General features: G+C 67.0%; 24 protein-coding genes and 1 tRNA gene. 12 read left to right on the top strand and 13 right to left on the bottom strand.

The window, feature by feature from the left end; genetic code table 11:
• Nucleotides 1–32: 32 nt before the first annotated feature.
• Together BKA02_RS12585 and BKA02_RS12580 are read left to right on the top strand one after the other, a co-directional pair.
• Nucleotides 33–115, top strand: a tRNA-Leu gene (locus BKA02_RS12585).
• Nucleotides 116–179: 64 nt separating this feature from the next.
• On the top strand, nucleotides 180–797 hold the full coding sequence (locus BKA02_RS12580; protein ID WP_179434520.1) for a response regulator: 618 nt from the start codon (nucleotides 180–182) through the stop codon (nucleotides 795–797).
• 30 nt (nucleotides 798–827) lie between these two features.
• Here BKA02_RS12580 and BKA02_RS12575 read toward each other — a convergent pair whose 3' ends face one another.
• Nucleotides 828–1247, bottom strand: a complete 420-nt coding sequence (locus BKA02_RS12575) for a hotdog fold thioesterase (RefSeq protein ID WP_179434518.1) — start codon at nucleotides 1245–1247, stop codon at nucleotides 828–830.
• Nucleotides 1248–1289: 42 nt separating this feature from the next.
• Between BKA02_RS12575 and polA the strand changes: the two genes are divergently transcribed.
• The 5 genes from polA (at nucleotide 1290) to yczE (ending at nucleotide 8202) form a co-directional block, all read left to right on the top strand.
• Nucleotides 1290–3923, top strand: a complete 2634-nt coding sequence (gene polA / locus BKA02_RS12570) for a DNA polymerase I (RefSeq protein ID WP_179434516.1) — start codon at nucleotides 1290–1292, stop codon at nucleotides 3921–3923.
• Nucleotides 3924–3993: 70 nt separating this feature from the next.
• Nucleotides 3994–5682, top strand: coding sequence for a DUF885 domain-containing protein (locus BKA02_RS12565; protein ID WP_179434514.1), 1689 nt, complete (start codon nucleotides 3994–3996; stop codon nucleotides 5680–5682).
• Between the two features lie 71 nt (nucleotides 5683–5753).
• Nucleotides 5754–6785, top strand: a complete 1032-nt coding sequence (locus BKA02_RS12560; RefSeq protein WP_179434512.1) for an LLM class flavin-dependent oxidoreductase — start codon at nucleotides 5754–5756, stop codon at nucleotides 6783–6785.
• 32 nt (nucleotides 6786–6817) lie between these two features.
• Nucleotides 6818–7591: an SGNH/GDSL hydrolase family protein gene (locus BKA02_RS12555; protein WP_179434511.1), complete on the top strand. Its 774-nt coding sequence runs from the start codon at nucleotides 6818–6820 to the stop codon at nucleotides 7589–7591.
• The gene (gene yczE / locus BKA02_RS12550) at nucleotides 7588–8202 is read left to right on the top strand and encodes a membrane protein YczE (RefSeq protein WP_343045411.1); all 615 of its coding nucleotides are present in this window, start codon (nucleotides 7588–7590) and stop codon (nucleotides 8200–8202) included. Before BKA02_RS12555 ends, yczE begins: the two co-directional genes overlap by 4 nt.
• 5 nt (nucleotides 8203–8207) lie before the next feature.
• Here yczE and BKA02_RS12545 read toward each other — a convergent pair whose 3' ends face one another.
• The 8 genes from BKA02_RS12545 to BKA02_RS12510 form a co-directional block, all read right to left on the bottom strand.
• Nucleotides 8208–8729: a DUF2127 domain-containing protein gene (locus BKA02_RS12545; RefSeq protein WP_179434509.1), complete on the bottom strand. Its 522-nt coding sequence runs from the start codon at nucleotides 8727–8729 to the stop codon at nucleotides 8208–8210.
• Nucleotides 8730–8802: 73 nt separating this feature from the next.
• Complete coding sequence (locus BKA02_RS12540) at nucleotides 8803–9282, bottom strand: DUF1990 domain-containing protein (protein WP_179434508.1); 480 nt, start codon at nucleotides 9280–9282, stop codon at nucleotides 8803–8805.
• Nucleotides 9279–9977: a Pr6Pr family membrane protein gene (locus BKA02_RS12535; RefSeq protein ID WP_179434507.1), complete on the bottom strand. Its 699-nt coding sequence runs from the start codon at nucleotides 9975–9977 to the stop codon at nucleotides 9279–9281. Before BKA02_RS12535 ends, BKA02_RS12540 begins: the two co-directional genes overlap by 4 nt.
• 118 nt (nucleotides 9978–10095) lie before the next feature.
• Nucleotides 10096–10785 (bottom strand): hypothetical protein, encoded by a 690-nt coding sequence (locus BKA02_RS12530; protein ID WP_179434505.1) that lies wholly within the window; start codon nucleotides 10783–10785, stop codon nucleotides 10096–10098.
• Between the two features lie 146 nt (nucleotides 10786–10931).
• Entirely contained in the window at nucleotides 10932–11357 is a 426-nt protein-coding gene (locus BKA02_RS12525) for a type II toxin-antitoxin system VapC family toxin (protein WP_179434503.1), read from the bottom strand.
• A 127-nt stretch (nucleotides 11358–11484) separates the two neighbouring features.
• Complete coding sequence (locus BKA02_RS12520; RefSeq protein WP_179434501.1) at nucleotides 11485–13842, bottom strand: ATP-binding cassette domain-containing protein; 2358 nt, start codon at nucleotides 13840–13842, stop codon at nucleotides 11485–11487.
• A gap of 47 nt (nucleotides 13843–13889) precedes the next feature.
• On the bottom strand, nucleotides 13890–14309 hold the full coding sequence (locus BKA02_RS12515) for a VOC family protein (RefSeq protein ID WP_343045410.1): 420 nt from the start codon (nucleotides 14307–14309) through the stop codon (nucleotides 13890–13892).
• A gap of 1 nt (nucleotide 14310) precedes the next feature.
• Nucleotides 14311–14703: a helix-turn-helix transcriptional regulator gene (locus BKA02_RS12510; protein ID WP_179435474.1), complete on the bottom strand. Its 393-nt coding sequence runs from the start codon at nucleotides 14701–14703 to the stop codon at nucleotides 14311–14313.
• 173 nt (nucleotides 14704–14876) lie between these two features.
• On the opposite strand from BKA02_RS12510, the gene BKA02_RS12505 reads away from it, so the two are divergent.
• The gene (locus BKA02_RS12505) at nucleotides 14877–15473 is read left to right on the top strand and encodes an HdeD family acid-resistance protein (protein WP_179434497.1); all 597 of its coding nucleotides are present in this window, start codon (nucleotides 14877–14879) and stop codon (nucleotides 15471–15473) included.
• Nucleotides 15474–15495: 22 nt separating this feature from the next.
• Here BKA02_RS12505 and BKA02_RS12500 read toward each other — a convergent pair whose 3' ends face one another.
• Nucleotides 15496–16260, bottom strand: coding sequence for an SDR family oxidoreductase (locus BKA02_RS12500; protein ID WP_179434495.1), 765 nt, complete (start codon nucleotides 16258–16260; stop codon nucleotides 15496–15498).
• A 136-nt stretch (nucleotides 16261–16396) separates the two neighbouring features.
• On the opposite strand from BKA02_RS12500, the gene BKA02_RS12495 reads away from it, so the two are divergent.
• The 4 genes from BKA02_RS12495 (at nucleotide 16397) to BKA02_RS12480 (ending at nucleotide 19121) form a co-directional block, all read left to right on the top strand.
• Nucleotides 16397–16873 carry an NfeD family protein gene (locus BKA02_RS12495; RefSeq protein ID WP_179434493.1) on the top strand — a complete coding sequence of 159 codons (477 nt, stop codon included), beginning with the start codon at nucleotides 16397–16399 and terminating at the stop codon, nucleotides 16871–16873.
• Nucleotides 16874–16885: 12 nt separating this feature from the next.
• Nucleotides 16886–17812 carry an SPFH domain-containing protein gene (locus tag BKA02_RS12490; protein WP_179434491.1) on the top strand — a complete coding sequence of 309 codons (927 nt, stop codon included), beginning with the start codon at nucleotides 16886–16888 and terminating at the stop codon, nucleotides 17810–17812.
• Complete coding sequence (locus BKA02_RS12485; RefSeq protein ID WP_179434489.1) at nucleotides 17809–18606, top strand: glycerophosphodiester phosphodiesterase family protein; 798 nt, start codon at nucleotides 17809–17811, stop codon at nucleotides 18604–18606. The genes BKA02_RS12490 and BKA02_RS12485 overlap by 4 nt, the downstream gene beginning before the upstream one ends.
• A 131-nt stretch (nucleotides 18607–18737) precedes the next feature.
• Nucleotides 18738–19121 carry an RNA polymerase-binding protein RbpA gene (locus BKA02_RS12480; RefSeq protein WP_179434487.1) on the top strand — a complete coding sequence of 128 codons (384 nt, stop codon included), beginning with the start codon at nucleotides 18738–18740 and terminating at the stop codon, nucleotides 19119–19121.
• Here BKA02_RS12480 and lnt read toward each other — a convergent pair.
• Genes lnt through tatC form a run of 3 tightly spaced genes read right to left on the bottom strand, consistent with a single transcriptional unit; the run spans nucleotide 19096 to nucleotide 23923 of the window.
• Nucleotides 19096–20694 (bottom strand): apolipoprotein N-acyltransferase, encoded by a 1599-nt coding sequence (lnt, locus tag BKA02_RS12475; RefSeq protein ID WP_179434485.1) that lies wholly within the window; start codon nucleotides 20692–20694, stop codon nucleotides 19096–19098. The two genes, BKA02_RS12480 and lnt, sit on opposite strands and share 26 nt — an antisense overlap.
• An 8-nt stretch (nucleotides 20695–20702) precedes the next feature.
• A complete protein-coding gene (locus BKA02_RS12470; protein ID WP_179434483.1) occupies nucleotides 20703–23177 on the bottom strand; it encodes a DEAD/DEAH box helicase in 2475 nt (824 codons plus the stop codon).
• Nucleotides 23174–23923 (bottom strand): twin-arginine translocase subunit TatC, encoded by a 750-nt coding sequence (tatC, locus tag BKA02_RS12465; protein WP_179435473.1) that lies wholly within the window; start codon nucleotides 23921–23923, stop codon nucleotides 23174–23176. The genes BKA02_RS12470 and tatC overlap by 4 nt, the downstream gene beginning before the upstream one ends.
• Between the last annotated feature and the right edge of the window lie 48 nt (nucleotides 23924–23971).

Raw genomic sequence — 23971 nt, 5'->3', positions numbered from 1 at the left:
CGCTGTTCGCCGTGCGATAAAGTCGTCTGCGGGCCGGCGTGGCGGAATGGCAGACGCGGAGCACTCAAAATGCTCTGTCCTCACGGGCGTGTGGGTTCGAGTCCCACCGCCGGCACTTTCAGAGTTCTCGCACGCGCCAATGCGCCGGGCGACGAGGCGTCGTCCTCTAGGATGGACGGGTGACCGAGCAAGAGCAGCCTGAGCAGCCCACGCCCTCCGCGCCGCGACGGGTCGTCGTCGCCGAGGACGAGTCGTTGATCCGTCTCGACATCGTCGAGATCCTCCGCGACAACGGCTTCGACGTGGTCGGCGAGGCCGGCGACGGCGAGACGGCCGTGCAGTTGGCCACCGAGCTGCGTCCCGACCTCGTCATCATGGACGTCAAGATGCCTCAGCTCGACGGCATCAGCGCCGCGGAGAAGCTGCACAAGGCCAACATCGCGCCCGTCGTGCTGCTGACCGCCTTCAGCCAGAAGGAACTCGTCGAGCGCGCCAGCGAGGCGGGCGCGCTCGCCTACGTCGTGAAGCCCTTCACGCCCAACGACCTGCTCCCTGCGATCGAGATCGCCCTGGCCCGCCACGAGCAGATCATCACACTCGAGGCCGAGGTCGCCGACATGGTCGAGCGCTTCGAGACCCGCAAGCTCGTGGACCGCGCCAAGGGCCTGCTCAACGAGAAGATGGGTCTCAGCGAGCCCGAGGCGTTCCGCTGGATCCAGAAGGCCTCGATGGATCGCCGCCTGACCATGCAGGACGTCGCCAAGGCGATCATCGAGCAGCTCGCACCGAAGAAGTGAGCCTGCGCGGCGCGTCGAAACGTCGCCGCGCTACGGCATCGCCTTGATCATGTTCGTGATGCGCACCGTCGAGCAGCGTCGCCCCTGATCGTCGGACACGACGATCTCGTGCACCGTCATGCTGCGGCCCAGGTGGATCGGGGTGCACACGCCCGTCACGATCCCGCTCGTGGCCGAGCGCGTGTGCGTGGCATTGATGTCGACACCGACGGCGAGGCGCCCCGGGCCCGCGTGGAGGTTCGCGGCCATCGATCCGAGCGATTCGCCGAGCACGACGTAGGCACCGCCGTGGAGGAGTCCGACGGGCTGGGTGTTGCCCTCGACCGGCATCGTGGCGACGCAGCGCTCCACGGTGAACTCGGTGAACCGCATCCCCATCTTCTGCGCCAAGGCGCCCATCCCGCGCTGCGCGGTCCACTCCAGTCCCTCGGATGCAGGCGCGTCGGTCATCGTTCCTCCTCGGGTGTCCGCGCCCCTGATTAGGCTGGCAGTGTGACGGACTCCGCAAAGCCTACCCTCATGGTCATCGACGGCCATTCGCTCGCCTACCGCGCATTCTTCGCGCTTCCCGTCGAGAACTTCACGACCAAGGACAACCAGCACACGAACGCCATCTACGGCTTCCTGTCGATGCTCGTGAACCTGCTCAAGGCGGAGAAGCCGACCCACTTGGCGATCGCGTTCGACACGTCGCGTCATTCGTTCCGCACCGACGAGTACGCCGAGTACAAGGCCACCCGCTCCGAAACGCCGCAGGAGTTCCGAGGGCAGATCCCGCTGCTGCAGGACTGCCTTGCGGCCATGTCGATCCCGGTGCTCACGAAGGAGACCGTCGAGGCCGACGACATCCTCGCGACCCTTGCCGCCCAGGGCGCCGATCAGGGCTATGACGTGCTCGTCGTCTCGGGTGATCGTGACACGATCCAGCTCGTCACCGACGACGTCACCCTGCTCTACCCGTCGGTCCAAGGCGTCTCCCAGCTCAAGCGCTACGATCCCGCCGCCGTGCAGGAGCGCTACGGCGTTCGCCCCGAGCAGTATCCCGACATCGCGGCCCTGGTCGGCGAGACCAGCGACAATCTGCCCGGCGTGCCCAAGGTGGGCGAGAAGACGGCGGTGAAGTGGCTGACGCAGTTCGGCACGCTTGATGAGCTGCTCGAGCGCGCTGACGAGATCAAAGGTGTCGTCGGCGGCAATCTGCGCGAGCACATCGACGATGTGCGCCGCAACCGGAGACTCAACCGTCTGCTGCGCGACGTGGAGCTGCCCGTCGGCCCCTCGGAGCTCGCCGTCGCGCCCATCGACGCCCAGGCCGTACGCGACATCTTCGCGCGGCTGGAGTTCCGCACACTGCTTCCGCGGGTGTTCGAGGCGACCAACGCCGAGGAACCGCACGAAGACCCGGCGATGCAGGTCGTCGTGCCCGGCGCCGACCAGCTCGATGCGCACGCGCTGGAGGAGTGGATCGCGACACACGATGGCGAGAGTGCGCTCGTGCTCAGCCTGGTGGGCAGCGAGCTCCAGCGCATCGGCATCGCCTCCGGCGACGATCTCGTCGAAGCCGACTGGAACGACAGCGTGCGCGATGCGGTGCGCGACTGGCTCGAGTCGGAAACCCCCGTCGTCATGCACGACGCCAAGCCGCAGGTGAAGGCGCTCGCGAGTGCGGGCATCCGTCTAGGCGGACTCGCCTACGACACGAGCCTCGCGGGCTGGCTGCTGCGACCGAGCTTCCCCGACAAGTCGCTGGCAGACCTCGTCGACCGCTACCTCGGGGAGAAGCTTCCCGAGGCCGACCCGTCGCAGCTCGTGCCCGAGACCGAGGGGGCGACCCCGGCGCAGCTGGCGTGGTTCATCCGTCGAACGGCCGACGCGCTGCGCGACGACCTGCCCGATGGCGTGGCCGCCGTGCTGAACGATATCGAGCTGCCCTCGCTGCTGACGCTCGCCGACATGGAGCTCGCGGGAGTCGCCGTGTCGCACGAGAAGCTCGCGAGCTTCTCCGCCGAGCTGGGGCAGCGCGCGGAGCGGATCGCGCAGGAGGCGTTCGCCATCATCGGTCGCGAGGTGAATCTCGGATCCCCCAAACAGCTGCAGGAGGTGCTGTTCGAAGACCTCGCACTGCCGAAGACGCGCAAGACGAAGACCGGCTATTCGACCGATGCCGCCGTGCTCGCGGATCTGCAGGAGAGCAACCCGCACCCGTTCCTCGATCTGCTGCTGCAGCACCGCGAGGCCACCAAGCTGCGGCAGATCATCGAGTCCCTGGATGCGGCCATCCGCGACGACCGGCGCATCCACACCACGTACGTGCAGACGGGCAGCCAGACCGGGCGGCTCTCCAGCACCGATCCGAACCTGCAGAACATCCCCGTGCGCACGGAGGAGTCTCGGCGCATCCGCTCTGCATTCGAGGTCGGTGACGGCTACGAGACGCTGCTCACCGCCGACTACTCGCAGATCGAGATGCGGATCATGGCACACCTCTCCGGCGACGCCGGACTGATCGAGGCGTTCAACTCCGGAGAAGACCTGCACCGCTTCATCGGTGCGCGCGTGTTCGGAGTCGACCCCGCCGAGGTCACTCCCGCGATGCGCACCAAGGTCAAGGCGATGTCGTACGGGCTCGTCTACGGGCTGAGCGCGTTCGGTCTGTCCAAGCAGCTGCGCATCGAACAGTCCGAGGCCAAGCAGCTCATGCTGGAGTACTTCGCACGCTTCGGCGCCGTGCGCGATTACCTGCGCGCCTCTGTGCTCGCCGCGAAGGAGGTCGGCTACACCGAGACGATCTTCGGCCGCAGACGCCCCTTCCCCGACCTGACCAGCCCCAACCGGGTGCTGCGGGAGAACGCCGAGCGCGCGGCCCTGAATGCTCCGATCCAGGGCAGTGCGGCCGACATCATGAAGATCGCGCTCTTCCGCATCCACGCCGATCTGCGCCAGCGCGAACTGCGTTCTCGGGTGCTTCTGCAGATCCACGACGAGCTCGTCGTGGAGGTCGCCGAAGGCGAGTGGGACGCCACGGAGGAGATCGTGCGCACCCGGATGGGGGGCGCCGCCGAGCTCTCCGTGCCCCTGGACGTGCAGGTGGGGCGCGGCGACAACTGGAACGACGCCGCGCACTGACCTGGGGGGAGCGAAGCGCCGGAAGAGTGCCGTCCGATGGCGGGGGCATCGGCCGCGCTACGCTCGAGTGATGACCGAACCGTCCTCAGCTCCGCGCACGCCGACCGCGATCGACCAGATCGCCGAGGAGTGGGTCGACACCCTCGTCGACATCTCGCCGATCCTCGGAACCTACATCGGACGCGATGAGGTGAACACGCGCCTCGACGATCTGAGCCCCGAAGGGCATGCCGCGTCGATCGAGGCCACCCGGCGCACGCTCTCGGCACTCGAGAGCGCAACCGCGGCCGACGCCGTCGACGAGGTCACCCAGGCGGATCTGGGAGCCGAGCTGCGGCTCGCGCTCGAACTCGACGAAGCCCGCTGGCACCTCCGCGATCTCAACGTGATCGCCTCGGCCGCGCAGGATGTGCGCCAGGCGTTCGACCTCATGCCGACGGGGTCGGTCGATGACTGGTCGGTCGTCTCCGAACGCCTCGGCGCGGTGCCTGCCGCATTGAAGGGGTATGTGGCGACGCTCCGCGAGGGCATCACCCGGGACGTGGTGCCTGCACGCCGTCAGGTGCTCGAGGTCGCCGGCCAGATCACGCGCTACACGGCCGACGACGGCTTCTTCGCCGAGTTCGTCGCCAACGCCGTGCCGGAGGAGGGGCAGCTGCCGGCATCCCTCGCCCGCGAGCTCACCGACCGCTCTGCAGCGGCACGTGTCGCGTACGACGAATTGCGTTCGTTCCTGAGCCAGGAACTTGCCCCTGCGGCATCCGAGGAGGATGCCGTGGGCCGCGAGCTGTACGCGCTCAACTCGCGGCGCTTCCTCGGCGCCTCCATCGACCTCGACGAGACGTACGAATGGGGGAGGGAAGAGCTCGCCCGCATGATCGCCGAGCAGACCGCCATCGCTCAGGAGATCGTGCCGGGGGCGACCGTGGAAGAGGCTGTCGCCCACCTCGAGCAGGATGCGTCTCGCAAACTCATCGGCACCGAGGCGCTGCAGCAGTGGATGCAGGAGACCAGCGATCGTGCCGTGGCCGAGCTGGGTGCGACCCACTTCGACATCCCCGAGGAGATCCGTCGTCTGGAGTGCATGATCGCGCCGACGAAGGAAGGCGGCATCTACTACACCGGTCCGACGGATGATTTCTCCCGTCCGGGTCGGATGTGGTGGTCGGTGCCCGAGGGCGTCAACGAGTTCGACACCTGGCGGGAGCTGACCACGGTCTACCACGAGGGCGTGCCCGGTCATCACCTGCAGATCGCGCAGGCGACATTCAACCGGTCAGAGCTGAACTCGTGGCGCCGCCTGCTGGCGGGCACCTCCGGGCATGCCGAGGGATGGGCACTATACGCCGAGCGGCTGATGGAGCAGCTCGGCTACCTCGACGATCCGGCCGACCGGCTGGGCATGCTCGACGGGCAGCGGATGCGCGCCGCGCGCGTGGTGCTCGACATCGGCGTGCACCTGGGCAAGCCCCGCCTCGACAGCGAGGGCGTCTGGGACGCCGACTACGCGCTCGACTTCATGCGCGGCAACGTCAACATGTCCGACGAGTTCGTGCAGTTCGAGGTCAACCGTTATCTCGGCTGGCCCGGGCAGGCGCCGTCGTACAAGGTGGGTCAGCGCATGTGGGAGCAGGTGGCATCGGTGGCGCGCGAAGCGGCGGGGGAGGACTTCTCGTTCAAGGACTTCCACAAGCGGGCTCTCGATCTCGGCGGCGTCGGGCTCGATACCTTGCGCACGGTGCTGCTGCCGTCCGGCTGAGCGGTACTGCGCCGGCGCGGGAATGCACGGGCAGCAATCGTGGTTCATGCGTGTGAATGAAAAGGAGCACGATGGATATCGAGTTCGGGCTGGACACCTTCGGCGACGTCACCCGCGGTGCCGATGGAGAGCTGCTGACGCAGGCCGAGACCATCCGCAATGTCGTCGCGCAGGGGCAGCACGCTGACGAGGTCGGCATCGACTTCTTCGGCGTGGGGGAGCACCACCGTTCGGACTTCGCCGTATCCAGCCCCGAGATGGTGCTCGCGGCGATCGCGGCGCGCACATCCCGCATCCGTCTCGGCACGGCGGTGACGGTGCTGTCGTCGGATGACCCGGTGCGCGTGTACGAGCGCTTCGCGACACTGGATGCCCTCTCCGACGGCCGTGCCGAAGTCGTGCTCGGGCGCGGATCGTTCACGGAGTCGTTCCCGCTGTTCGGATACGATCTGCGCGACTACGACCGGCTCTTCGAAGAGAAGCTCGATCTGTTCGTGCAGTTGCTGGAGGAGAAGCCCGTCACCTGGTCGGGCACCATGCGCGCCTCCCTGGAGAACACCGACGTCTTCCCCAAGACCGCGCACGGAATGCGCACGTGGGTGGGCGTGGGCGGGAGCCCCGAGTCCGTCGTGCGCGTCGCTCGGCACGGCCTGGGCCTCATGCTCGCGATCATCGGCGGGCCGGCGGCGCGGTTCCGGCCGTTCGTCGATCTTTACCACCGTTCGGTGGCGAGCTTCGGCACGACCTCGCATCCCGTGTCGGTGCATTCCCCGGGGCATATCGCGGTGACCGACGAGCAGGCATGGGACGAGGCCTTCACGGGGTTCGAGGCGATGCACAACCGAATCGGCCGCGAGCGCGGCTGGCCGGCGTTCACGCGCGCCCAGTTCCAGAACGAGGTGGGTCCGGCGGGAGCACTGTACATCGGGTCGCCGCAGCGGGTCGCCGAGAAGATCGCCGACACCGTCACGACGCTGGGCCTGGGCCGGTTCGACCTCAAGTACGCGACGGGAACCCTCGCCCATGAGTCGCTCATGTCGAGCATCGAGCTCTACGGCGCCGAAGTCGTCCCGCGGGTGCGTGCGCTGCTCGCCGAGAAGTGAGCGGGCGGGGCACCGAGTTCTAGGCTGAAGACATGACCTCTGTTCGCTACGTCGCCATCGGCGATTCGTTCTCCGAGGGCGTGGGCGACGAGCTGCCCGACGGCCGTGTGCGCGGATGGGCGGATCTCGCCGCCCAGGGCTGGGCCGATGCCCTCGGAGAGCCGATCTCCTACGCCAATCTCGGGATCCGCGGCAAACTCGCCTGGCCCGTCGTGCAGACGCAGCTGGAACCGGCACTCGCCCTTGGCCCCACGCATCTGAGCTTCAACGCCGGCGGCAACGACATGCTCCGACCGAAAGCCGATATCGAGCACATCGCCGACGCGTTCACCCGGGTGCTGCGGCGCTGCGACGAGGAGGGGGTGAGGCTCATCGTGCTCTCCGGTGCCAATCCGTCGGCGCAGCTTCCGCTGGGCGAGCTCATCCAGCGACGCGGTGACGAGTTGTCGCGAGCTGTCGTCGGGCGCATCGCGGATCGTCCCGACGTCATCCGGGCGCTGAACTGGCCCGATCGCGAGCTCAGTCATCCCCGGTACTGGGCGGAGGATCGCCTGCACATGAATGCGCTCGGTCATCATCGCGTGGCCGCGCGCGTGCTCGATGCGCTGGGCCTGGAGGCTCCCGTCGAGTGGTGGCGACCCAGGCACGACCTGGAACAGGATCAGTTGAACGCCTGGCAGTACTACCGCACGCACCTGGCGCCGTGGATCAACCGCCGTCTGACCCGCCGTTCGTCGGGCGACGGACGACCGGCGAAGTACGCGACATGGACAGAGGTCGCACCGCAGAGCCCGGTCTCCGGGTGAGTGCGACGCCGGGGACAGGAAAGAGGCTGCTTCCACGCCGGATCATCCAACTCCTCGTCGGCCTTTTCCTCTACGGGATCGGCATCGCCTTCATGGTTCGCGCGGGGATCGGCGCCGCGCCGTGGGACGTGCTGAGCCAGGGCATCTCCCTGCACGTCCCGCTCAGCTTCGGTCTCATCACAGTGATCGTGAGCGGTCTCGTGCTGCTGCTGTGGATTCCGATCCGGCAGCGCCTCGGGATCGGGACGGTGCTCAACGCGCTGCTCATCGGCCCATCCGCCGATGTCGGTTTCCTCGTGATCCCGCACGGCGTGCACCTATGGCAACAGATCGTGCTGTTCGCGGTCGGACTCGTGGTTCTGTCGGCGGCGACCGGGCTGTATATCGGGGCGGACTTCGGGCCCGGTCCCAGGGACGGGCTGATGACGGGGCTGCACAGACGCCTGAATCGCCCGATCTGGATCGTCCGGACGGCGATCGAACTGGTCGTCGTGCTCGTTGGCTGGGGTCTCGGCGGCACCGTCGGGATCGGCACACTCGCCTTCGCCCTGCTCGTGGGGCCGCTCTGCCAGTACTTCCTGCGGATCTTCGCGATTCGGCAGCGCGGCTGAGGGGCTCAGCCCTCGGCCGCGGCGAGGCGCTCGGCCCTGCGCGCCTTGTGCAGTTGCCATTCCCGCAAGGTGAGGCCCACGATGAAGATGTCGAAGATGGTGAGGGCCAGCATCCACCAGCTGAAGTGCACCAGGAGCTCGTAGCACTGATAGGCGATGAAGGCCACCAGTGCCGCGATCATCCAGGGGTATGCCCACATCTTCTCGCGGAGCAGGGCCCACACCAGCACGATCTTGATCACGCCGTGCAGCAGCAGATAGACGGCCGCGAACACGGTGGCCTTGGTGTCGAGCGCATCGGCGAGATGCTGGAACCATTGCCAGATGGGGGAGTGGTGGTGCGCCCCCACCATGTTCGCCGTGATGCCCGACAGCCATGCTCGCACCTGCACCGGATCGACGAACAGCAGCGCGACACCGCCGATCAATTCGAGCACGCCGTTGATGCCCTTGAGGATGATGCTGACCTCGAAGACGCGATCGAGAAGGCGGTGTTGCGGATCTACCGTCATCGGGTTGAGCTTCATAGTCGCGATGATAGGGGAGAGGACACGGTGACGGAATACATGCGGTTCAAAGCATATAACTGTCGGACGCCGGTCAGCGCAGGGATTTGAGGTAGCGGCGACGCACGGCCCGCTGTGCGAGCGCCAGGAGCGGGAACAACGCACGCCAGGGCCGAGAATCGCTCGCACGCGTCAGCGACCGAATCGTGAGGAAGATCGTGTCTTCCGAAGCGGCTCGATGCATGAGGAATGCTTCGCATCCGTCGACCGGATGGCCCGGCAGGGTGCGGTAGACGAAGCCGACACGATCAGGGGACTGGGTGACGTCGAGGACTTCGATGGGCTCCGGAATCCGAACACCGAGTACACGTGCGGTCATTGTCGGTCTTGCGCCGGACCGCACCGGTCCCGCGTCGTCGACGCTGAAGCCGCTACGTCTCTTGACCTTCCAGCGGAGGAGATCGGCCGCAGCGCGGTTCCAGAGGTCGTCGCCGTGCCCGACAGCGGCGATCACCTCCGAACGTCGGAGCCTCGGGGGAGAGGCGCCCCACTCTGGCGCAAGGAGATCACTCATGCGTCGCCGCTGGGTCCTGGCAAGAGGGCATCCGATGTGCCGATGGCCGGGACAAATCGATCCACGACGAGCACCGCAGCAGTGAGCAGGACCGCATATGCGAGGACGGCAAGGCTGCTGAGCAGCACGGCCCCGATGCCGTGTTGTCCGACGTCGAGGAAGGGATACGGATACCAGCCGGTGATCGCACCGCGGGTGAATGTGTAGGCGAGCCAGGCGAGCGGCCAGATGAATGCGAGCAGCGCAGCCCTGACCATCCACTGACGTCGAGGTCCCCACAGCAACCAGCCGATGACGAAGAGGGCGGGGCTGATGTTGTGAAACAGGGTCGTCGCGATGACTGCCTCGCCGCGAAGCTCGATGTCGGGAGCGAGGATGAGACTGAAGATCGTGCCGGTGACGGCGATGCTGAGTAGGGTACTCAGGCGAAGTGCTCGCCACAGAAGTCCCTGCGGGGGACGACGCACGACCAAAGACGCAGACGCGATCATTACCAGGAGGTTGCTCGCCACGGTGAAGAAGCTGAACAGGCGAACGAACCGTACACCGAGCGGGATATCCGACCCGGATTCACCGGAGTTCGCATCCGCACCGCCCGTGAACAGCAGATAGAACTGCAACACGAACCCCGCAAGCACTACGGCGATCACAACCAAGTACCACGCGCGCATCACGACGTCGCTACGAGACTTCACGACCCCAGGCTAACGGCACGTCCGTGCACCCGCAGGAGAGGCGGATTACGAATCTCGCAGACGGGCAATGACCGTGAGCTGACATAATGTGCATTATCGGCGAAGGTGGAACGAGGCATCAGGGCGCGTAGCGCAGGATGGCTTCCGGGTCGCGACGACTGTGCGGATCGGGCTCCACGACGACGTGTTCCATACCGTTGGTATCCAGGTGCCACACGAGCGCCGTGCCGCCGATGACCGGCGCCTCGTGCGGCTCTGTGACCAACCGACTTTCGACGACGCGCCAACCGTGACTCGTGAGAAAGCGCACCTTCGCCTGAAACTCCGGTGATCCCGAACGCCAACGTCGAAGAAACCGCAGCGTGATGATCTCGCCGCGGACGAACCGTCCACGCGCCTTCACCTCGGCATCGCGACGTGCGGTGGCTTTGAGCGTCACCAAGCCGGCTCGAGTCTGGCGGATGAGCCTGATCGCGACCAGGCCGAGGCCGAGCGAGACGGCGATGGCCAGTCCGGCGCCAGCCCAGGTCGTCGCATACAGGGTTCCGAGCAGAGCTCCCACCACCAGGCCGATTGACACCGCGGCAGCACAGACCTGTCGTGGAACCCGGTCGTTCCCTCGCCCGGACACGCCTGCCGTCGCCAGCCACACGAAGGCGGCGCCGAACACGGCAGTCATGATGGCACCGCGCACGGCGTCGTCGCGGGACAGCCGCGGACTCAGAATTGGCTCGAAAGAAGCCATCCACGGAACCGCGCTGGCGAGCAGCTCATCCGCAGCAGAAACCAGCGTTTGCACGACGAACACCGCGCATATGACACCGCATACTCCGGCCAGTACTGACCCGGCCCAGACCCGCCCACGATCGTGCATCCGCAACCTTTCGACGGCTCCACGATAGGGAGCCGACGCGCACCGGTGCTCGAGGGTCGCCTTCCTGTGGACAACCGCGTTCATGGTGCGGTGTCGGCGACGGCGAATCCCACCGCGCACCATGACTCGAGCAGAGCCGCGTCACCCGCCGCGGCGACCACGGACCGGCCATGGACAAGCTCAGCTGCCGCGCAATGCGTTACGTCGTACCCGCGCAGCGCATGAGCGTCGGCGAACTCGGCCGCCCGGCGCACGAGCGGATCGGTCAGCTCGATGATCCACATGGCTCCCCACACGATCTCGAGGCTCCCAATGGCCTCTTGTGCACCCCGACTCGTGATCCGGTTGTGACGGACGGCGCTGGCGATCGCCGCTCTCGCTTCGACATAGGACACCCGAAGCGTCACGCGACGACTCGATGCATTCCATAGTCGGCCGCAGACTGCCGATCCGGGCTTGTCGATCAGCAGCGGTACGAGTGCAGAGGTGTCGAAATAGGTGACCATCGCCGTTGATTGGCGACGGCTCCCAGCACGGGCGTCACCGGAACGGGACGACGCGACAGGCGGGCGTTTGCAGGAGCGGTGACGAGACCTTCCGCCACGAGCCCTTTGATCGTGCGGGGACCGGCTCTCACGCACCGACGTAGTCGGCGAGGTGCTCCCCCGTCAGGGTCGACCTCGCGGCGACGAGGTCGGCCGGCGTGCCCTCGAACACGACCTTCCCGCCGTCGTGACCGGCGCCGGGACCGATGTCGATGATCCAATCGCCGTGGGCCATCACGGCCTGATGATGCTCGATGACGATCACCGTCTTGCCCGCGTCGACCAGCCGATCGAGCACAGCGAGGATCGTGCCGACGTCGGCCAGGTGCAGTCCCGTTGTGGGCTCGTCGAGTACGTAGATGTCGCCCTTCTCCCCCATCTGGATCGCGAGCTTGAGGCGCTGGCGCTCGCCTCCCGATAGCGTCGAAAGGGGCTGGCCGAGGGTGAGATATCCGAGCCCGACGTCTTCCATCCGCGACAGCATGGCGGCGACGAGCGCGATCTTGGTCTCCCCCTTGGAGAAGAACGCATGCGCTTCGGCGACGGGCATGTCCAGCACTTGCGTGATGTCCTTGCCGCCTAGCGTGTACTCCAGCACCGCGGCCTGGAACCTCTTGCCGCCGCAGTCCTCGCACGGCGTCTCGATCGTGTCCATGAAGCCCAGCTCCGTCACGATCACGCCCGCACCCTTGCACGACGGGCACGCCCCCTCCGAATTGGCGCTGAACAGCGCGGGCTTCACACCGTTGGCCTTGGCGAACGCCTTGCGGATCGGCTCGAGCATGCCCGTGTACGTCGCGGGGTTGCTGCGTCGCGATCCCTTGATCGCGCCCTGATCGATCGCGACGACGCCCTCGCGCGGCGAGACCTCCCCGTGGATGAGGGAGCTCTTGCCCGACCCCGCCACACCGGTGACGACGGTCAGCACGCCCAACGGGATGTCGACTGAGACATCCTGCAGGTTGTTCTCGGAAGCATCTCGGATCTCGATGACGCCGGCAGGCTCGCGCACCGCATCCTTCAATGCCGCGCGATCATCGAGATGGGTTCCCGTGAGCGTGCCGCTCTTACGCAGACCGTCCACGGTGCCTTCGAAGGTGATCTCCCCTCCCCCGCTGCCGGCGCCCGGACCGAGGTCGACGATGTGGTCCGCGATCGCGATCGTCTCGGGCTTGTGCTCCACGACGAGCACCGTGTTGCCCTTGTCGCGCAACTGTCGCAACAGGTCGTTCATCCGTTGGATGTCGTGCGGGTGCAACCCGATCGTCGGCTCGTCGAACACATAGGTGACGTCGGTGAGCGAGGATCCGAGGTGGCGGAGCATCTTGATGCGCTGCGCCTCTCCCCCGGACAGCGTTCCGGATGGCCGGTTAAGGCTGAGATAGCCGAGCCCGAGAGTGACGAACGCGTCGAGGTTGGCGCTCAGCGCCTCCCGCAGCGGCCCGGCTTCGGGTCGGTCGAGCTCGCGCACCCACGCGGCGAGATCGGTGACCTGCATGGCACAGGCATCGGCGATGCTGATTCCCGAGATCTTGGACGAGCGTGCACCCTCCGTGAGCCGCGTTCCCTCGCATTCCGGGCAGGTCTGGAAGGTCGCAACCTCTTCCACGAACCGGCGGATGTGGGGCTGCAGAGCGTCAAGGTCTTTGGAGAGCATCGACTTCGTGATCTTCGGGATCAGTCCCTCGTACGTCACATTGACCCCGGCGATCTTCACCTTCGCGACGTCGCCGTAGAGGAACTGTCTGCGCTGCTTCTCGGTGAACGTCGCGATCGGCTTGTCGTCCGGATAAAAGCCCGATCCCGCGAACTGCCGCACCATCCATCCATCGGCGGTGTAGCCCGGAACGAGGATCGCCCCCTCCGTCAAGGACTTCGACTCGTCCACGACCTTCGACAGGTCGACGTCGGAGACCGAGCCGCGGCCCTCGCAGCGTGGACACATTCCGCCGAGATAGATCGCCTCCTTCACAACGGTCTTCTTGCCCGTCGATGACGTCATCACCCCGCCGGCCTTCTGGGTCGGGATGTTGAACGAGAACGCTGTCGGTCCGCCGATGTAAGGCTCGCCGAGCTTGCTGAACAGGATGCGCAGCATCGCGTTGGCGTCGGTGACGGTGCCGACCGTCGAGCGCGGATTCGCACCGAGACGCTCCTGGTCGACGATGATCGCCGTGGTCAGCCCCTCGAGCACGTCGACGTCGGGGCGCGGCACCGACGGCATGAAGCCCTGGATGAACGCGCTGTAGGTCTCGTCGATCATGCGCCGCGACTCTGCGGCGATCGTGTCGAAGACGAGCGAACTCTTGCCCGAACCGGAAACCCCGGTGAACACCGTCAGACGGCGCTTCGGGATCTCGACGCTGACGTCCTTGAGATTGTTCTCCCGTGCTCCTCGAACACGGATGACGTCGTGGGAGTCGGCGAGGTGCGACGATTCAGCCATCGGCTCTCTTTCGTTCGGCGGATGTGGTCGTTCGGATGATGCGCGGCTCAAGGCAGCTGCTGGATGCGGATGGTGTTGCCCGCGGGGTCGCGGAATGCGCAGTCCCGAGCGCCCCAGGGCTGATCCATCGGCTCCTGCATGACCTCGGCACCCGTTCCCTGCAGGTGATCGAACAGGGCATCGACGTCGTCACTGGCGAGCATGAGGGCGCCGTAGGTTCCCTTCGCCATCATCTCCGCGATGACGCGGCGCTCGTCGTCGGTGATCCCGGGATCCGCCGCCGGCGGAGTGAGCACGATGTTCATCTCCGGATGATCGACGGGCCCCACCGTCAGCCAGCGCAGCCCGTCGTATCCGACGTCTTTGCGCAACTCGAATCCGAGCGCATCCCGGTAAAACGCCAGTGAGGCGTCGGCGTCGGTGTGAGGAAGGAAAGTCGCGTTGATTGTGATGTCCATGCCGTTCACGTTATGCACCTTTCCGAGTGGGCGCTTCTCGATTCCTGACCGGTCTGGTGACGTGCCTGGCCTGGAAGGGCGGAATTCCTGAGACATCGACGTTCTGGTCCCGATAGACACTCGGCGGAACCCCCACGAGCTCGGCGAATCTCGTGCTGAAGGTGCCGAGAGAGGAGAAGCCCACCGTGAAGCACACCTCCGTGACGCTGAGATCGCCGAGTCGGAGAAAGGCCATCGCCCGCTCGATCCGCCGCGTCATGAGGTACGAGTACGGCGACTCGCCGTAGGCCTGGCGGAACCGACGGCTGAGATGGCCCGCTGACATGTGCACGCCCCGTGCAAGCGCCTCGACGTCGAGCGGTTTCGCGTACTCCCGATCGATCCGGTCGCGAACCTGCCTCATCAGCACCAGTTCTCCCAGGCGATGATCGTCGATGGGCGCCTCAGTCACGTATCGATCCTGCCACGCACCTCCGACCCTCGGACCGGCGTCTGAGAGCTGCCGTTCCCCGCGACCGTGCGCGACGCTACGCTGAGCACATCACTACTCAGGATCTTCACAGGAAAGGTTCCACCATGTCAGCGACAGCCAGCACCGCCACGGGACTCGTCCGTTCGCTCCGCATCTTCCTCGCCATCTCCGGCGTGATCGCCCTCATCGCCGGCATCGTGCTGCTCGTCTGGCCGGAGAAGTCCGCGGTGATCGTCACGGGGATCGTCGCGGCCTACCTCATCATCGGCGGCATCGTGTACATCGGCCTCGGCATCTTCAGCGCCGGCAAGGGCGGATGGGCGCGGGCCGGCCACATCGTGCTCGGTCTGCTCTACATCGTCGCCGGCGTGATCGCCTTCGCCAACCTGGGCGCGGCCACCGTGGCACTCGCCCTCGTCGTGGCGATCTTCATCGGGATCAGCTGGATCATCGACGGGGTCGTCGCGCTCACTCTGCTCGGGCAGGACGGCTCGAAGGTGTGGACATTGCTCTACGCGCTGCTCGGCATTGCGGCCGGCGTCATCGTGCTGTTCTCGCCGCTGTACGCGGCTGTGGTCCTGTGGTGGGTGCTCGGCATCTCGCTGGTCGCCCTGGGCGTCGTGCAGATCATCCGTGCGATCACCATCCGCAAGGATTCTGCGGACGTGGAGAGCGCCCTGGCCGCCGACGCGCAGGTCTGAGCGATGTTCGCCGCGGAGACCATCACTCCGCGGCGAACCCGCTGACGTCGCCGATGAGACGCGTGTTGTCGACCGGAACCGGCTCGACGACCGCGGCGGAGACCTCGGCGGCGAACTCCGAGACGTTGTAGAGGCGTCCCGCCTGCTCGCGGCGCTGGCTGATCGCACCGGGGTTGGCACGCTCGAGCAGCGTGGCCGTGATCGTGCCCTCGATCATGTCTCCGGAGACGACGACGAAGCCGATGCCCCGCTCTCCGATCGCCGGGATGCGCTCGCGCAGCGCGTCCTCCCCGGCGCGCTTGGAGAGCGCCACGGGCTCGTATTCGGGCATCGTGGGCGTGGTGCGGATGAAATGCGCCTGGTGGCTCGTGACGAACACGATGCGGCCGCCTACGCGCATTACCGGCAGGGCGGTCTCGAGCACGTTCACCTGCGCGTCGCGGTTAAGACGCAGCGCGTAGTCCTCGCCCATGCCGCTCTCCATGCCGCCGGAGGCGTTGAGCACGAGAACGTCGAGCCCGCCGAACTCGGCAACGACGGCATCGAACATGCTCTGCACTGAAGCCGGATCGGTGAGATCCGCGCCGACAACGAGGGCCCGTCGGCCGAGCTCGCGCACCTCGGCGGCGAGCTTCTCCGCGCGCGGCGCCTTGTTGCGGTAGTTGATGACGACGTCGGCGCCGGCCTGCGCGAGGTAGCGGATGGTGTCCGCACCGATCCCGCGCGATGACCCGGTGACGAGGGCGACTTTTCCACTGAGGGAATCGGCGGGCAGAGGCTGGGACAAGGGGGGGCTCCTCGACGCTCGGAAGGCGGGCCAGGACGGACCGCGCGGGGACTCCCACACCCTACCAATCGGACGAAGCCGTGACCGGGAGGCGGATGGGGCGCGTGGTAGGTTGACGAGCAGAAGCGGAGGTCGGATGGAAGCGATTCTGCAGGGTGTCGAGCAGTGGGCCTGGATCGGCTGGCTGGTGCTGATCGCGCTGTTCCTCGTGATCGAGATGCTCACCCTCGACTTCACGTTCCTCATGCTGGCCCTCGGCAGCACGATCGGCCTCGTCGCCGATCTCACCGGGCTCCCGCTGTGGGCACAGGTGATCATCGCGGCGATCGCCGCCGTCGCGTTCATCCTCGTGCTGCGACCGCCGTTGCTGAAGCGCCTGCACCGCGGTGAGGATCCGACCAAGAGCAATGTCGACGCTCTCATCGGGCTCAACGGTGTCGTGCTCCTCGAGGTCACGACACTCACCGGCCAGGTCAAACTCAGCAACGGCGACACCTGGACGGCACGGGTCGACTCCGCCGCTCCCGTCGTCACTTCCCTGGCTCCCGGTGCACCGGTCTCCGTAACCCGGATCGAGGGCGCCACCGCATACGTCCGTTCCGTCCACGACTAGGAGCCGCCCGAGATGGACAACGCATCCTTCATCCCCGCTGTGATCGGATGGATCCTCGCGATCGCCGTCATCATCTTCGTCCTGGTGACCGTCGCCCGATCGATCCGCATCATTCCGCAGGCCACGGCGGGCATCGTGGAACGCCTCGGCCGCTACCACAAGACCCTCACCCCCGGCTTGAACCTTCTCGTGCCGTTCATCGACCGGCTGCGGCCGCTCATCGATATGCGCGAGCAGGTCGTCTCCTTCCCGCCGCAGCCGGTGATCACCGAGGACAACCTCGTCGTGTCGATCGACACGGTCGTGTACTTCCAGGTCACGGATGCGCGCGCGGCGACGTACGAGATCGCGAACTACCTCGGCGCCGTCGAGCAGCTCACCACGACTACACTGCGCAACGTCGTCGGCGGTCTGAATCTCGAAGAGGCACTCACCAGCCGCGACGAGATCAACGGCCAGCTGCGCGTCGTCCTCGACGAGGCCACCGGCAAGTGGGGCATCCGCGTCTCCCGCGTCGAGCTCAAGGCCATCGACCCGCCCGTCTCGATCCAGGACTCGATGGAGAAGCAGATGCGCGCCGAGCGGGATCGTCGCGCCGCGATCCTCACCGCTGAGGGATCCAAGCAGTCGCAGATCCTCGAGGCGGAAGGACGTCGCCAGGCCGAGATCCTTCGCGCCGAGGGCGACAAGCAGGCCGCGGTGCTGCGCGCACAGGGCGAGGCCGAGGCGATCCAGAACGTGTTCGGGGCAATCCATCAAGGGCAGCCCGACGACAAGCTGCTCGCCTACCAGTACCTGCAGATGCTGCCGAAGATCAGCGAGAGCCAGTCGAACAAGCTCTGGATCATTCCGAGCGAGTTCACCGAGGCGCTGAAGAACTTCGGCGGAGCCTTCCGCGGAGCCCCCGGGCAGACGCCGCCGTCGGCGCCCGACGCGTGACGCATCCGTATTTCGAGGGCACCACGACGCCGCGCGTGCTCGCCCATCGCGGCTTGACGGAACCGAGCGGAGGCGAACACCGCGACGCCGACCCGGTCGTGCACGACAATACGGCGCTCGCATTCGCCGCAGCGCATGCCGCGGGCGCCGAGTACATCGAGACCGACTGCCGACTGACGGCCGATGGTGACGTGGTGCTGTTCCACGACGACTCGCTCCGCCGGCTGTTCGCCGATTCCCGCTCCTTGCGCGAGACCCGCACCGCCGAGCTGGAAGCGCTGCTGGCCGACCACGGCGGGATGCTGTCGCTGCGCGCCGCGCTGGAGAGCTTCCCCGACGTGCGTTTCAACATCGACGTGAAGGATGCCGCGGCCGCTGAGCAGGCGGGGCGGATCGTCGCACCGCACGCCCACCGCGTGCTGCTCACGAGCTTCGCCGATGCGACGCGGCGTGCGGCGGTGGCCGCAGCCCTGGTCGCCCGGGCAGAGATCGCCCCTGCCGCATCAGCCGGGCGCTCGACCCTGGTACGTCTTCTCGCCGCCGCTCCCCTGCGCGTACATCGGCTGATCGCCTCGATCCTCGCCGAGGTCGATGCGTTGCAGATCCCGGAACGGTACGGACCGGTACGCGTCTTCACCCCTGCAGTTCTGCGGGCTGCGCACGATGTCGGGGTCGAGGTGCACGTCTGGACGGTGAACGATCCCGGCGACATGATCCGGCTCGTCGATGCCGGTGCCGACGGCATCGTGACCGACGTCGCCGACCTGGCGCTGCGCACCTTCGCGGCACGCTGATCAGCAGGAAGAAGAAGGCGCCTCTCGACGGCCGCTGAGCATCGGCCGAGAATCGCTCGGATAGTCAGCCCGCTCGCATGAAGCGCACAGTTTGACCCGCTATACCTGAGGGCTGACGAGAGGACCACACAATGGCAGATCGCAGCCTCCGAGGAATCCGACTCGGCGCCCAGAGCCTACAGAGCGAAGAGGGCGTCGTGTTCATGGAACGCCGCCAGACCTCGTACGTGTGCGACACGTGCGGATACGAGACCACCCTGATGTTCGCGGCCGACGCGGAGCCGCCGGCCACATGGGAATGCCGCTCCTGCGCCGCCGAAGCCCGCCTCCAGGTCGACGGCAAGTCCGTCGAGCTCGACGCCGGTGACGACAAGGCCGCGCGCACTCACTGGGACATGCTGCTCGAGCGTCGTTCGCGCGCCGAGCTCGAAGAACTGCTCGAAGAGCGCCTCGCCTTCATCCGGGCGCGTCGCGGCGCCGGTGAAGACCCTACCCGCGCGAAGATCGGCGCCTGAGCGCCTGACACAGGCCGGCCACGACCACCGAGAGCAGGCCTCCCCAGAGGAGGATCTGCTCGAGGATCGGCCCGAAGACCACGCCCGCCGTCGCCCCGGTGCGCAGTTCGACATCGTCGAGCAGTGCCCCGGGGCGATCTGCGTCCACGGAGGCCTGCGTCGTGCCGTCGGGACGGATGATCTGACTCGTCCCGACGGTGGAGATGTTCACGACTGAGCGCCCCGTCTCCACCGCGCGCATACGGGCGATGGCGAGCTGCTGCAGGTTCTCCGCGGTACCGCGGAAATCGGCGTTGTTCGTCTGGAAGACGAGCACCTGAGCGCCCGCGTCGATTCCCTCCTGGATCACCTCGTCGTAGATCACGTCGAAGCAGATCGCCAGACCGACCACCGTGCCGGAGACGTCCACGGTCGGCGCATCCGCCCCCGGCGTGTACTCGCGCTGGATGAGCCCGATGAGATCAGGCACGATCGCCGCGTAGAAGTCGCGATCGGGCACGTACTCGCCGAAGGGCACCGGATGCCGCTTCGCGTGCGTCTGCGCCTCATCGCGCGCAGGCAGAGCAGGACCGTCGAGGGGCCACAGGAACGACGTGTTGAAGTACCGCCCGTCCGTCTCGGTCGCCGCGTTCCCCAGCAACGGCGCACCCACGGCCGAGGTCAGCCGATCGAGCGTTCGCGAGAGCGCCGCGTTCTGGAACGGATCGCCGTCGATGCCGCCCTCGGGCCACACGATCAGATCCACGTTCTCATCGAGCAATGGTTGCGACGCATCCCACTGCGCCGAGAGGACGGCGCCCGGCTCGCGATGGTCGAAGTATCCGGTGGGACCGTTTCCCTGCACCGCACCGATCCGCATCGTGCCCGCTGTCGCCGTGGGAAAGGCGGGAGCGACCACGAGAAGAGCGGCGAGCAGTGCGGCGCCACTCAGTGCCGCGATCGGCAGAACCCTGCGCCGGCCGAGCACGCCGCGGAATGCTTCGACAGCCAGGGCGACGATGAGCACCATCGCGAAACCGAGTCCACTGATCCCGATCCACGAGGTGGCATCGGCCGCGGCGGTCGGCGACATCGTGAGTGCGATGCGCGCCCAGGGGAACCCGCCGTAGGGCCACGTGCCCAGCAGGAGTTCGCGGGCGATCCACAGCGCGGCCACGACGACGGCCGTGACGAATGCCCGAAGGATGGAAGCTGGCACAAGCGCGGGCAGCCAGCGGTAGGCGAGAGCGATGGGGATGCACCCCACCGCGGTGAGTGCCCCCTCGAGGATGCCCAGCGCCAGCCACGGGATCGGCCCGAGGTAGGTGCCCGTCCAGCTCACGAGCACGACGGAGAAGACGATGCCGTAGACGGCTCCGACCAGGAGCGCCGCCCACGTGCGCCGGCCGATGAGCGCGACCAGCAGCAGCGCGACGGCGAGGAACGAGCATCCCCACACCGATGGTGCCGGGAAGGCGAGGTTGAGCACACCGCCCGCGAGGGCCGCCACCGGCAGGGCGATCCAGAGCGGCAGGAGCGGTGCGACGGCACCCGGATCACCGGATCCGGGGCGCGACGATGAGGCGTTCGACATGAGCCCGCTCACATCGCCGAGTACGCGACGATGCCGCGACGCACGCCGTCGAGGGCGTCGCGCGCCGTGCGGGACAATGCGTCAGAGGGCGCGACGTGCGTGAGCTGGTCGAGCAGGTCGATGGTCTGCTTCGTCCAGCGCACGAAGTCGCCGGCGGGAAGGTCGGCCTCCTCCAGCACGCGGTCGAGCGTCGATCCGCGAGCCCAGGCATGCATGGCTGCGGCGAGACTCGCCGACGGCGGCTCCGAGCCCTGCAGCTTGTTCTCCTTCTCGAGGTCGTCGAGTTCCGACCACAGTCGCTGTGTCTCGTCCCAGGCGACGCGGAAGCGTCCGCGCGGCAGACTCCGCGGATCGGCGAAGCCGTCGTCGCGGCGGGGCTCGTAGACGAGCCCGCATGCCATAGCCGCCAACGAGGGCGCATCCAGGCCGTCCCACAGGCCCCGCCGCAGCGCTTCGGCGACCAGCAGGTCGCGCTCGCCGTAGATGCGCTGCATCGTGAGCCCGGCGTCGGTCAGCCGGAGATCGTCGCGCTCCCCCGTCACGTAACCCACGGCCTGGAGCACATCGAGCACGCGGTCGAACACACGGGCGACCGTACCAGTGCGGTTCTCAATCTGCCGCCGGGTGCGATCCGTCTCGCGCTTGAGCTTCCAGTACCGCTCCGCCCAGCGGGCGTGCGCCTCACGGTCGGGGCAGCGATGGCAGGCGTGACGCTGCAGGCCCCGACGCAGCGATTCGATCTTGCGCAACCGCTTGTCGCGGACGCTGCGGGGTGCCTGCGCATCGGAGCGGTTCTTCTTCTCGAGATCGCTGAGCTCGCGACGCATGCCCGAGTACTCCGCGAAGTCGCCGCGATCGCACGTCATCGACCCGCGGTACCCCTCGAGAGAGACCTCGGCCTCCTTGACGTTGCGCGCCAGGCCGACCACCGCGCGGTCGGCCTGGAATTGCGCGAACGACGACTCCAGGATCTCCCTCGACCGCTGCCGGCCGAACCTGTCGAGCAGGTTGACCGCCATGTTGTAGGTGGGGCGGAAGCTCGAGTTGAGCGGATAGGTGCGCCGGGAGGCGAGAGCGGCGACGGCCTGCGGATCCATCCCTTCGGTCCACTGCACGATGGCGTGGCCTTCGACGTCGATGCCGCGCCGCCCCGCCCGCCCGGTGAGCTGCGTGTACTCCCCCGACGTGATGGCGACGCGCGCCTCGCCGTTGAACTTCTCCATCTTCTCCAGCACGACCGTGCGCGCCGGCATGTTGATGCCCAGCGCCAGCGTCTCGGTGGCGAAGACGACCTTGACGAGCCGTCGCTGGAACAGCTGCTCGACGATCTCCTTGAACGCGGGCAGAAGGCCGGCATGATGGGCGGCGACTCCGCGCTCCAGGTTGTCCAACCAGTCGAAGTAGCCGAGCACGCCGAGATCCTCGTCGCGCAGCGACTGCGTGCGCTCCTCGACGATCGCGCGGATCTCGCGTCGCTCCTCCACCGTGGTCAGGCGCAGTCCGGAGCGACGCACCTGCTGCACGGCGCCGTCGCATCCGGCGCGACTGAAGATGAAGAAGATCGCGGGCAGCAGATTCGCCCTCTCCAGCAGGTCGACGACCTTGGGCCGATCCATCCGTTCGACGCGGCGCACGTTGCCCGAACGCACGGGACGGCGTCCACCGCGCTTCGGACGCGGCCCGTATCCGCCGCGGTGCCTCTCACTGACGTACTCTTGCGCGCGACGATTCTGGTCGTACCGAGAACCCGTGAACGAGCGGATGCGCATGAGCTCCTGGTTCACCTGTGCGGTGGCGATGCCGGCGCGGTCGTCGAACAGCGGCAGCAGGTCATCACGCACGAGCACATGCTGCTCCAAGGGCACGGGGCGAGTCTCCGAGACGATCACCTCGGTGCCGCCGCGCACCGTGTCGAGCCAGTCGCCGAACTCCTCGGCGTTCGACACCGTGGCGCTGAGCGAGACGAGCCGCACCTCTTGCGGCAGATGGATGATGACCTCTTCCCAGACCGCACCGCGGAAACGATCGGCAAGATAGTGCACCTCGTCCATGATCACGTACTCGAGGCCGCGCAGCGCGGGCGAGCCCGCGTAGAGCATGTTGCGCAGCACTTCCGTGGTCATCACGACGATGCGCGCCGAGCCGTTGACGTTGACATCGCCGGTGAGCAGACCCACCTCTGCGGCGCCGTAGACGTCGACGAGCTCCCGGAACTTCTGGTTGGACAGCGCCTTCATCGGCGTCGTGTAGAACGCCTTCGCCCCGGGGCGGCTCATCGCGAGATGAATGGCGAACTCACCGACGATGGTCTTCCCGGCCCCTGTGGGCGCGGCGACGAGCACGCTGCGGCCGCGCTCCAGTGCATGGCACGCCTCGATCTGGAACGGATCGAGCTCGAAGCGCTGGCGGTTCGCGAAAGCGGTCGTCTCAGGGGTGCTCTGCGCCTCGCGCGCCGCCGCGTAGCGCTCGGCGGGAGAACTCACAGCTCTCCGAGAACGTCGTTCTGCCGCTTGCTCTTGCGCCGATCGAACAGCATCGACAGCCCCGCCGCGGCGAAGAACAACACGATGAGGATCCCGGCGAGCATGAGCATGCTCACCACATCGGCCGCGGGGGTCGCCAGAGCGGCGAACACGGTCGCGATGAGCACGGCCACGCGCCAGCCCCGGATGATCGTGCGCCCGGACATGACGCCGGCGACGTTGAGCGCCACCAGGAAGACCGGGAGCACGAACGAGACCCCGATCACGATCATGAGCTTGAAGACGAAGTCGTAGTACTCCTTCGCCGAGTAAAAGTTCACACCGCCTTCGGGCGTGAAGCCCCACATCAGCTCGATCACGTGCGGTGTGACGACGAGCCCGACGTAGCATCCGCCGAAGAACAGCGGGATCGCCGCGGCGACGAAGGCGATCGTGTACTTGATCTCCTTCTTCGTCAGACCGGGCATGATGAACGCCCAGATCTGCCAGAGCCAGATCGGCGCCGCGAGGAAGATGCCGATCGAGAACGCGATTCGCATGCGCAGATCGAACGCGCTCGTGACGGAGCCGAAGTTCAGTGCCGCGAAGTCGTCACCGCGCTTGTCGATCACGATCCGGATGGGCTCCGTGATGAAGTGGATGACCGGGTCCGCGACGATGAACGCGATGATCATGCCGACCACGAGCGCCGCGGCGGAGATCACCAGGCGTTTGCGGAGCTCGATCAGGTGCCCCGCGAGCGACATGGTGCGATCGCGCCGGGGCTTGCCTCCGGTGGTCGCGGAATCGACCGC

Origin of the sequence: Microbacterium pseudoresistens (assembly GCF_013409745.1) — a bacterium.
GTDB lineage: Bacteria > Actinomycetota > Actinomycetes > Actinomycetales > Microbacteriaceae > Microbacterium > Microbacterium pseudoresistens.
The sequence above is the reverse complement of the archived record's forward strand: the minus strand, read 5'-3'. Positions and strand labels throughout refer to the sequence as shown.

Coding starts and splice junctions, on each gene's coding strand:
- BKA02_RS12575 (WP_179434518.1), bottom strand. CDS start 1,247: ATGACCGACGCGCCTGCATCCGAGGGACTGGAGTGGACCGCGCAGCGC.
- BKA02_RS12565 (WP_179434514.1), top strand. CDS start 3,994: ATGACCGAACCGTCCTCAGCTCCGCGCACGCCGACCGCGATCGACCAG.
- BKA02_RS12560 (WP_179434512.1), top strand. CDS start 5,754: ATGGATATCGAGTTCGGGCTGGACACCTTCGGCGACGTCACCCGCGGT.
- BKA02_RS12555 (WP_179434511.1), top strand. CDS start 6,818: ATGACCTCTGTTCGCTACGTCGCCATCGGCGATTCGTTCTCCGAGGGC.
- BKA02_RS12545 (WP_179434509.1), bottom strand. CDS start 8,729: ATGAAGCTCAACCCGATGACGGTAGATCCGCAACACCGCCTTCTCGAT.
- BKA02_RS12540 (WP_179434508.1), bottom strand. CDS start 9,282: ATGAGTGATCTCCTTGCGCCAGAGTGGGGCGCCTCTCCCCCGAGGCTC.
- BKA02_RS12525 (WP_179434503.1), bottom strand. CDS start 11,357: ATGGTCACCTATTTCGACACCTCTGCACTCGTACCGCTGCTGATCGAC.
- BKA02_RS12520 (WP_179434501.1), bottom strand. CDS start 13,842: ATGGCTGAATCGTCGCACCTCGCCGACTCCCACGACGTCATCCGTGTT.
- BKA02_RS12510 (WP_179435474.1), bottom strand. CDS start 14,703: ATGAGGCAGGTTCGCGACCGGATCGATCGGGAGTACGCGAAACCGCTC.
- BKA02_RS12505 (WP_179434497.1), top strand. CDS start 14,877: ATGTCAGCGACAGCCAGCACCGCCACGGGACTCGTCCGTTCGCTCCGC.
- BKA02_RS12495 (WP_179434493.1), top strand. CDS start 16,397: ATGGAAGCGATTCTGCAGGGTGTCGAGCAGTGGGCCTGGATCGGCTGG.
- BKA02_RS12490 (WP_179434491.1), top strand. CDS start 16,886: ATGGACAACGCATCCTTCATCCCCGCTGTGATCGGATGGATCCTCGCG.
- BKA02_RS12480 (WP_179434487.1), top strand. CDS start 18,738: ATGGCAGATCGCAGCCTCCGAGGAATCCGACTCGGCGCCCAGAGCCTA.
- lnt (WP_179434485.1), bottom strand. CDS start 20,694: ATGTCGAACGCCTCATCGTCGCGCCCCGGATCCGGTGATCCGGGTGCC.
- tatC (WP_179435473.1), bottom strand. CDS start 23,923: ATGTCGCTCGCGGGGCACCTGATCGAGCTCCGCAAACGCCTGGTGATC.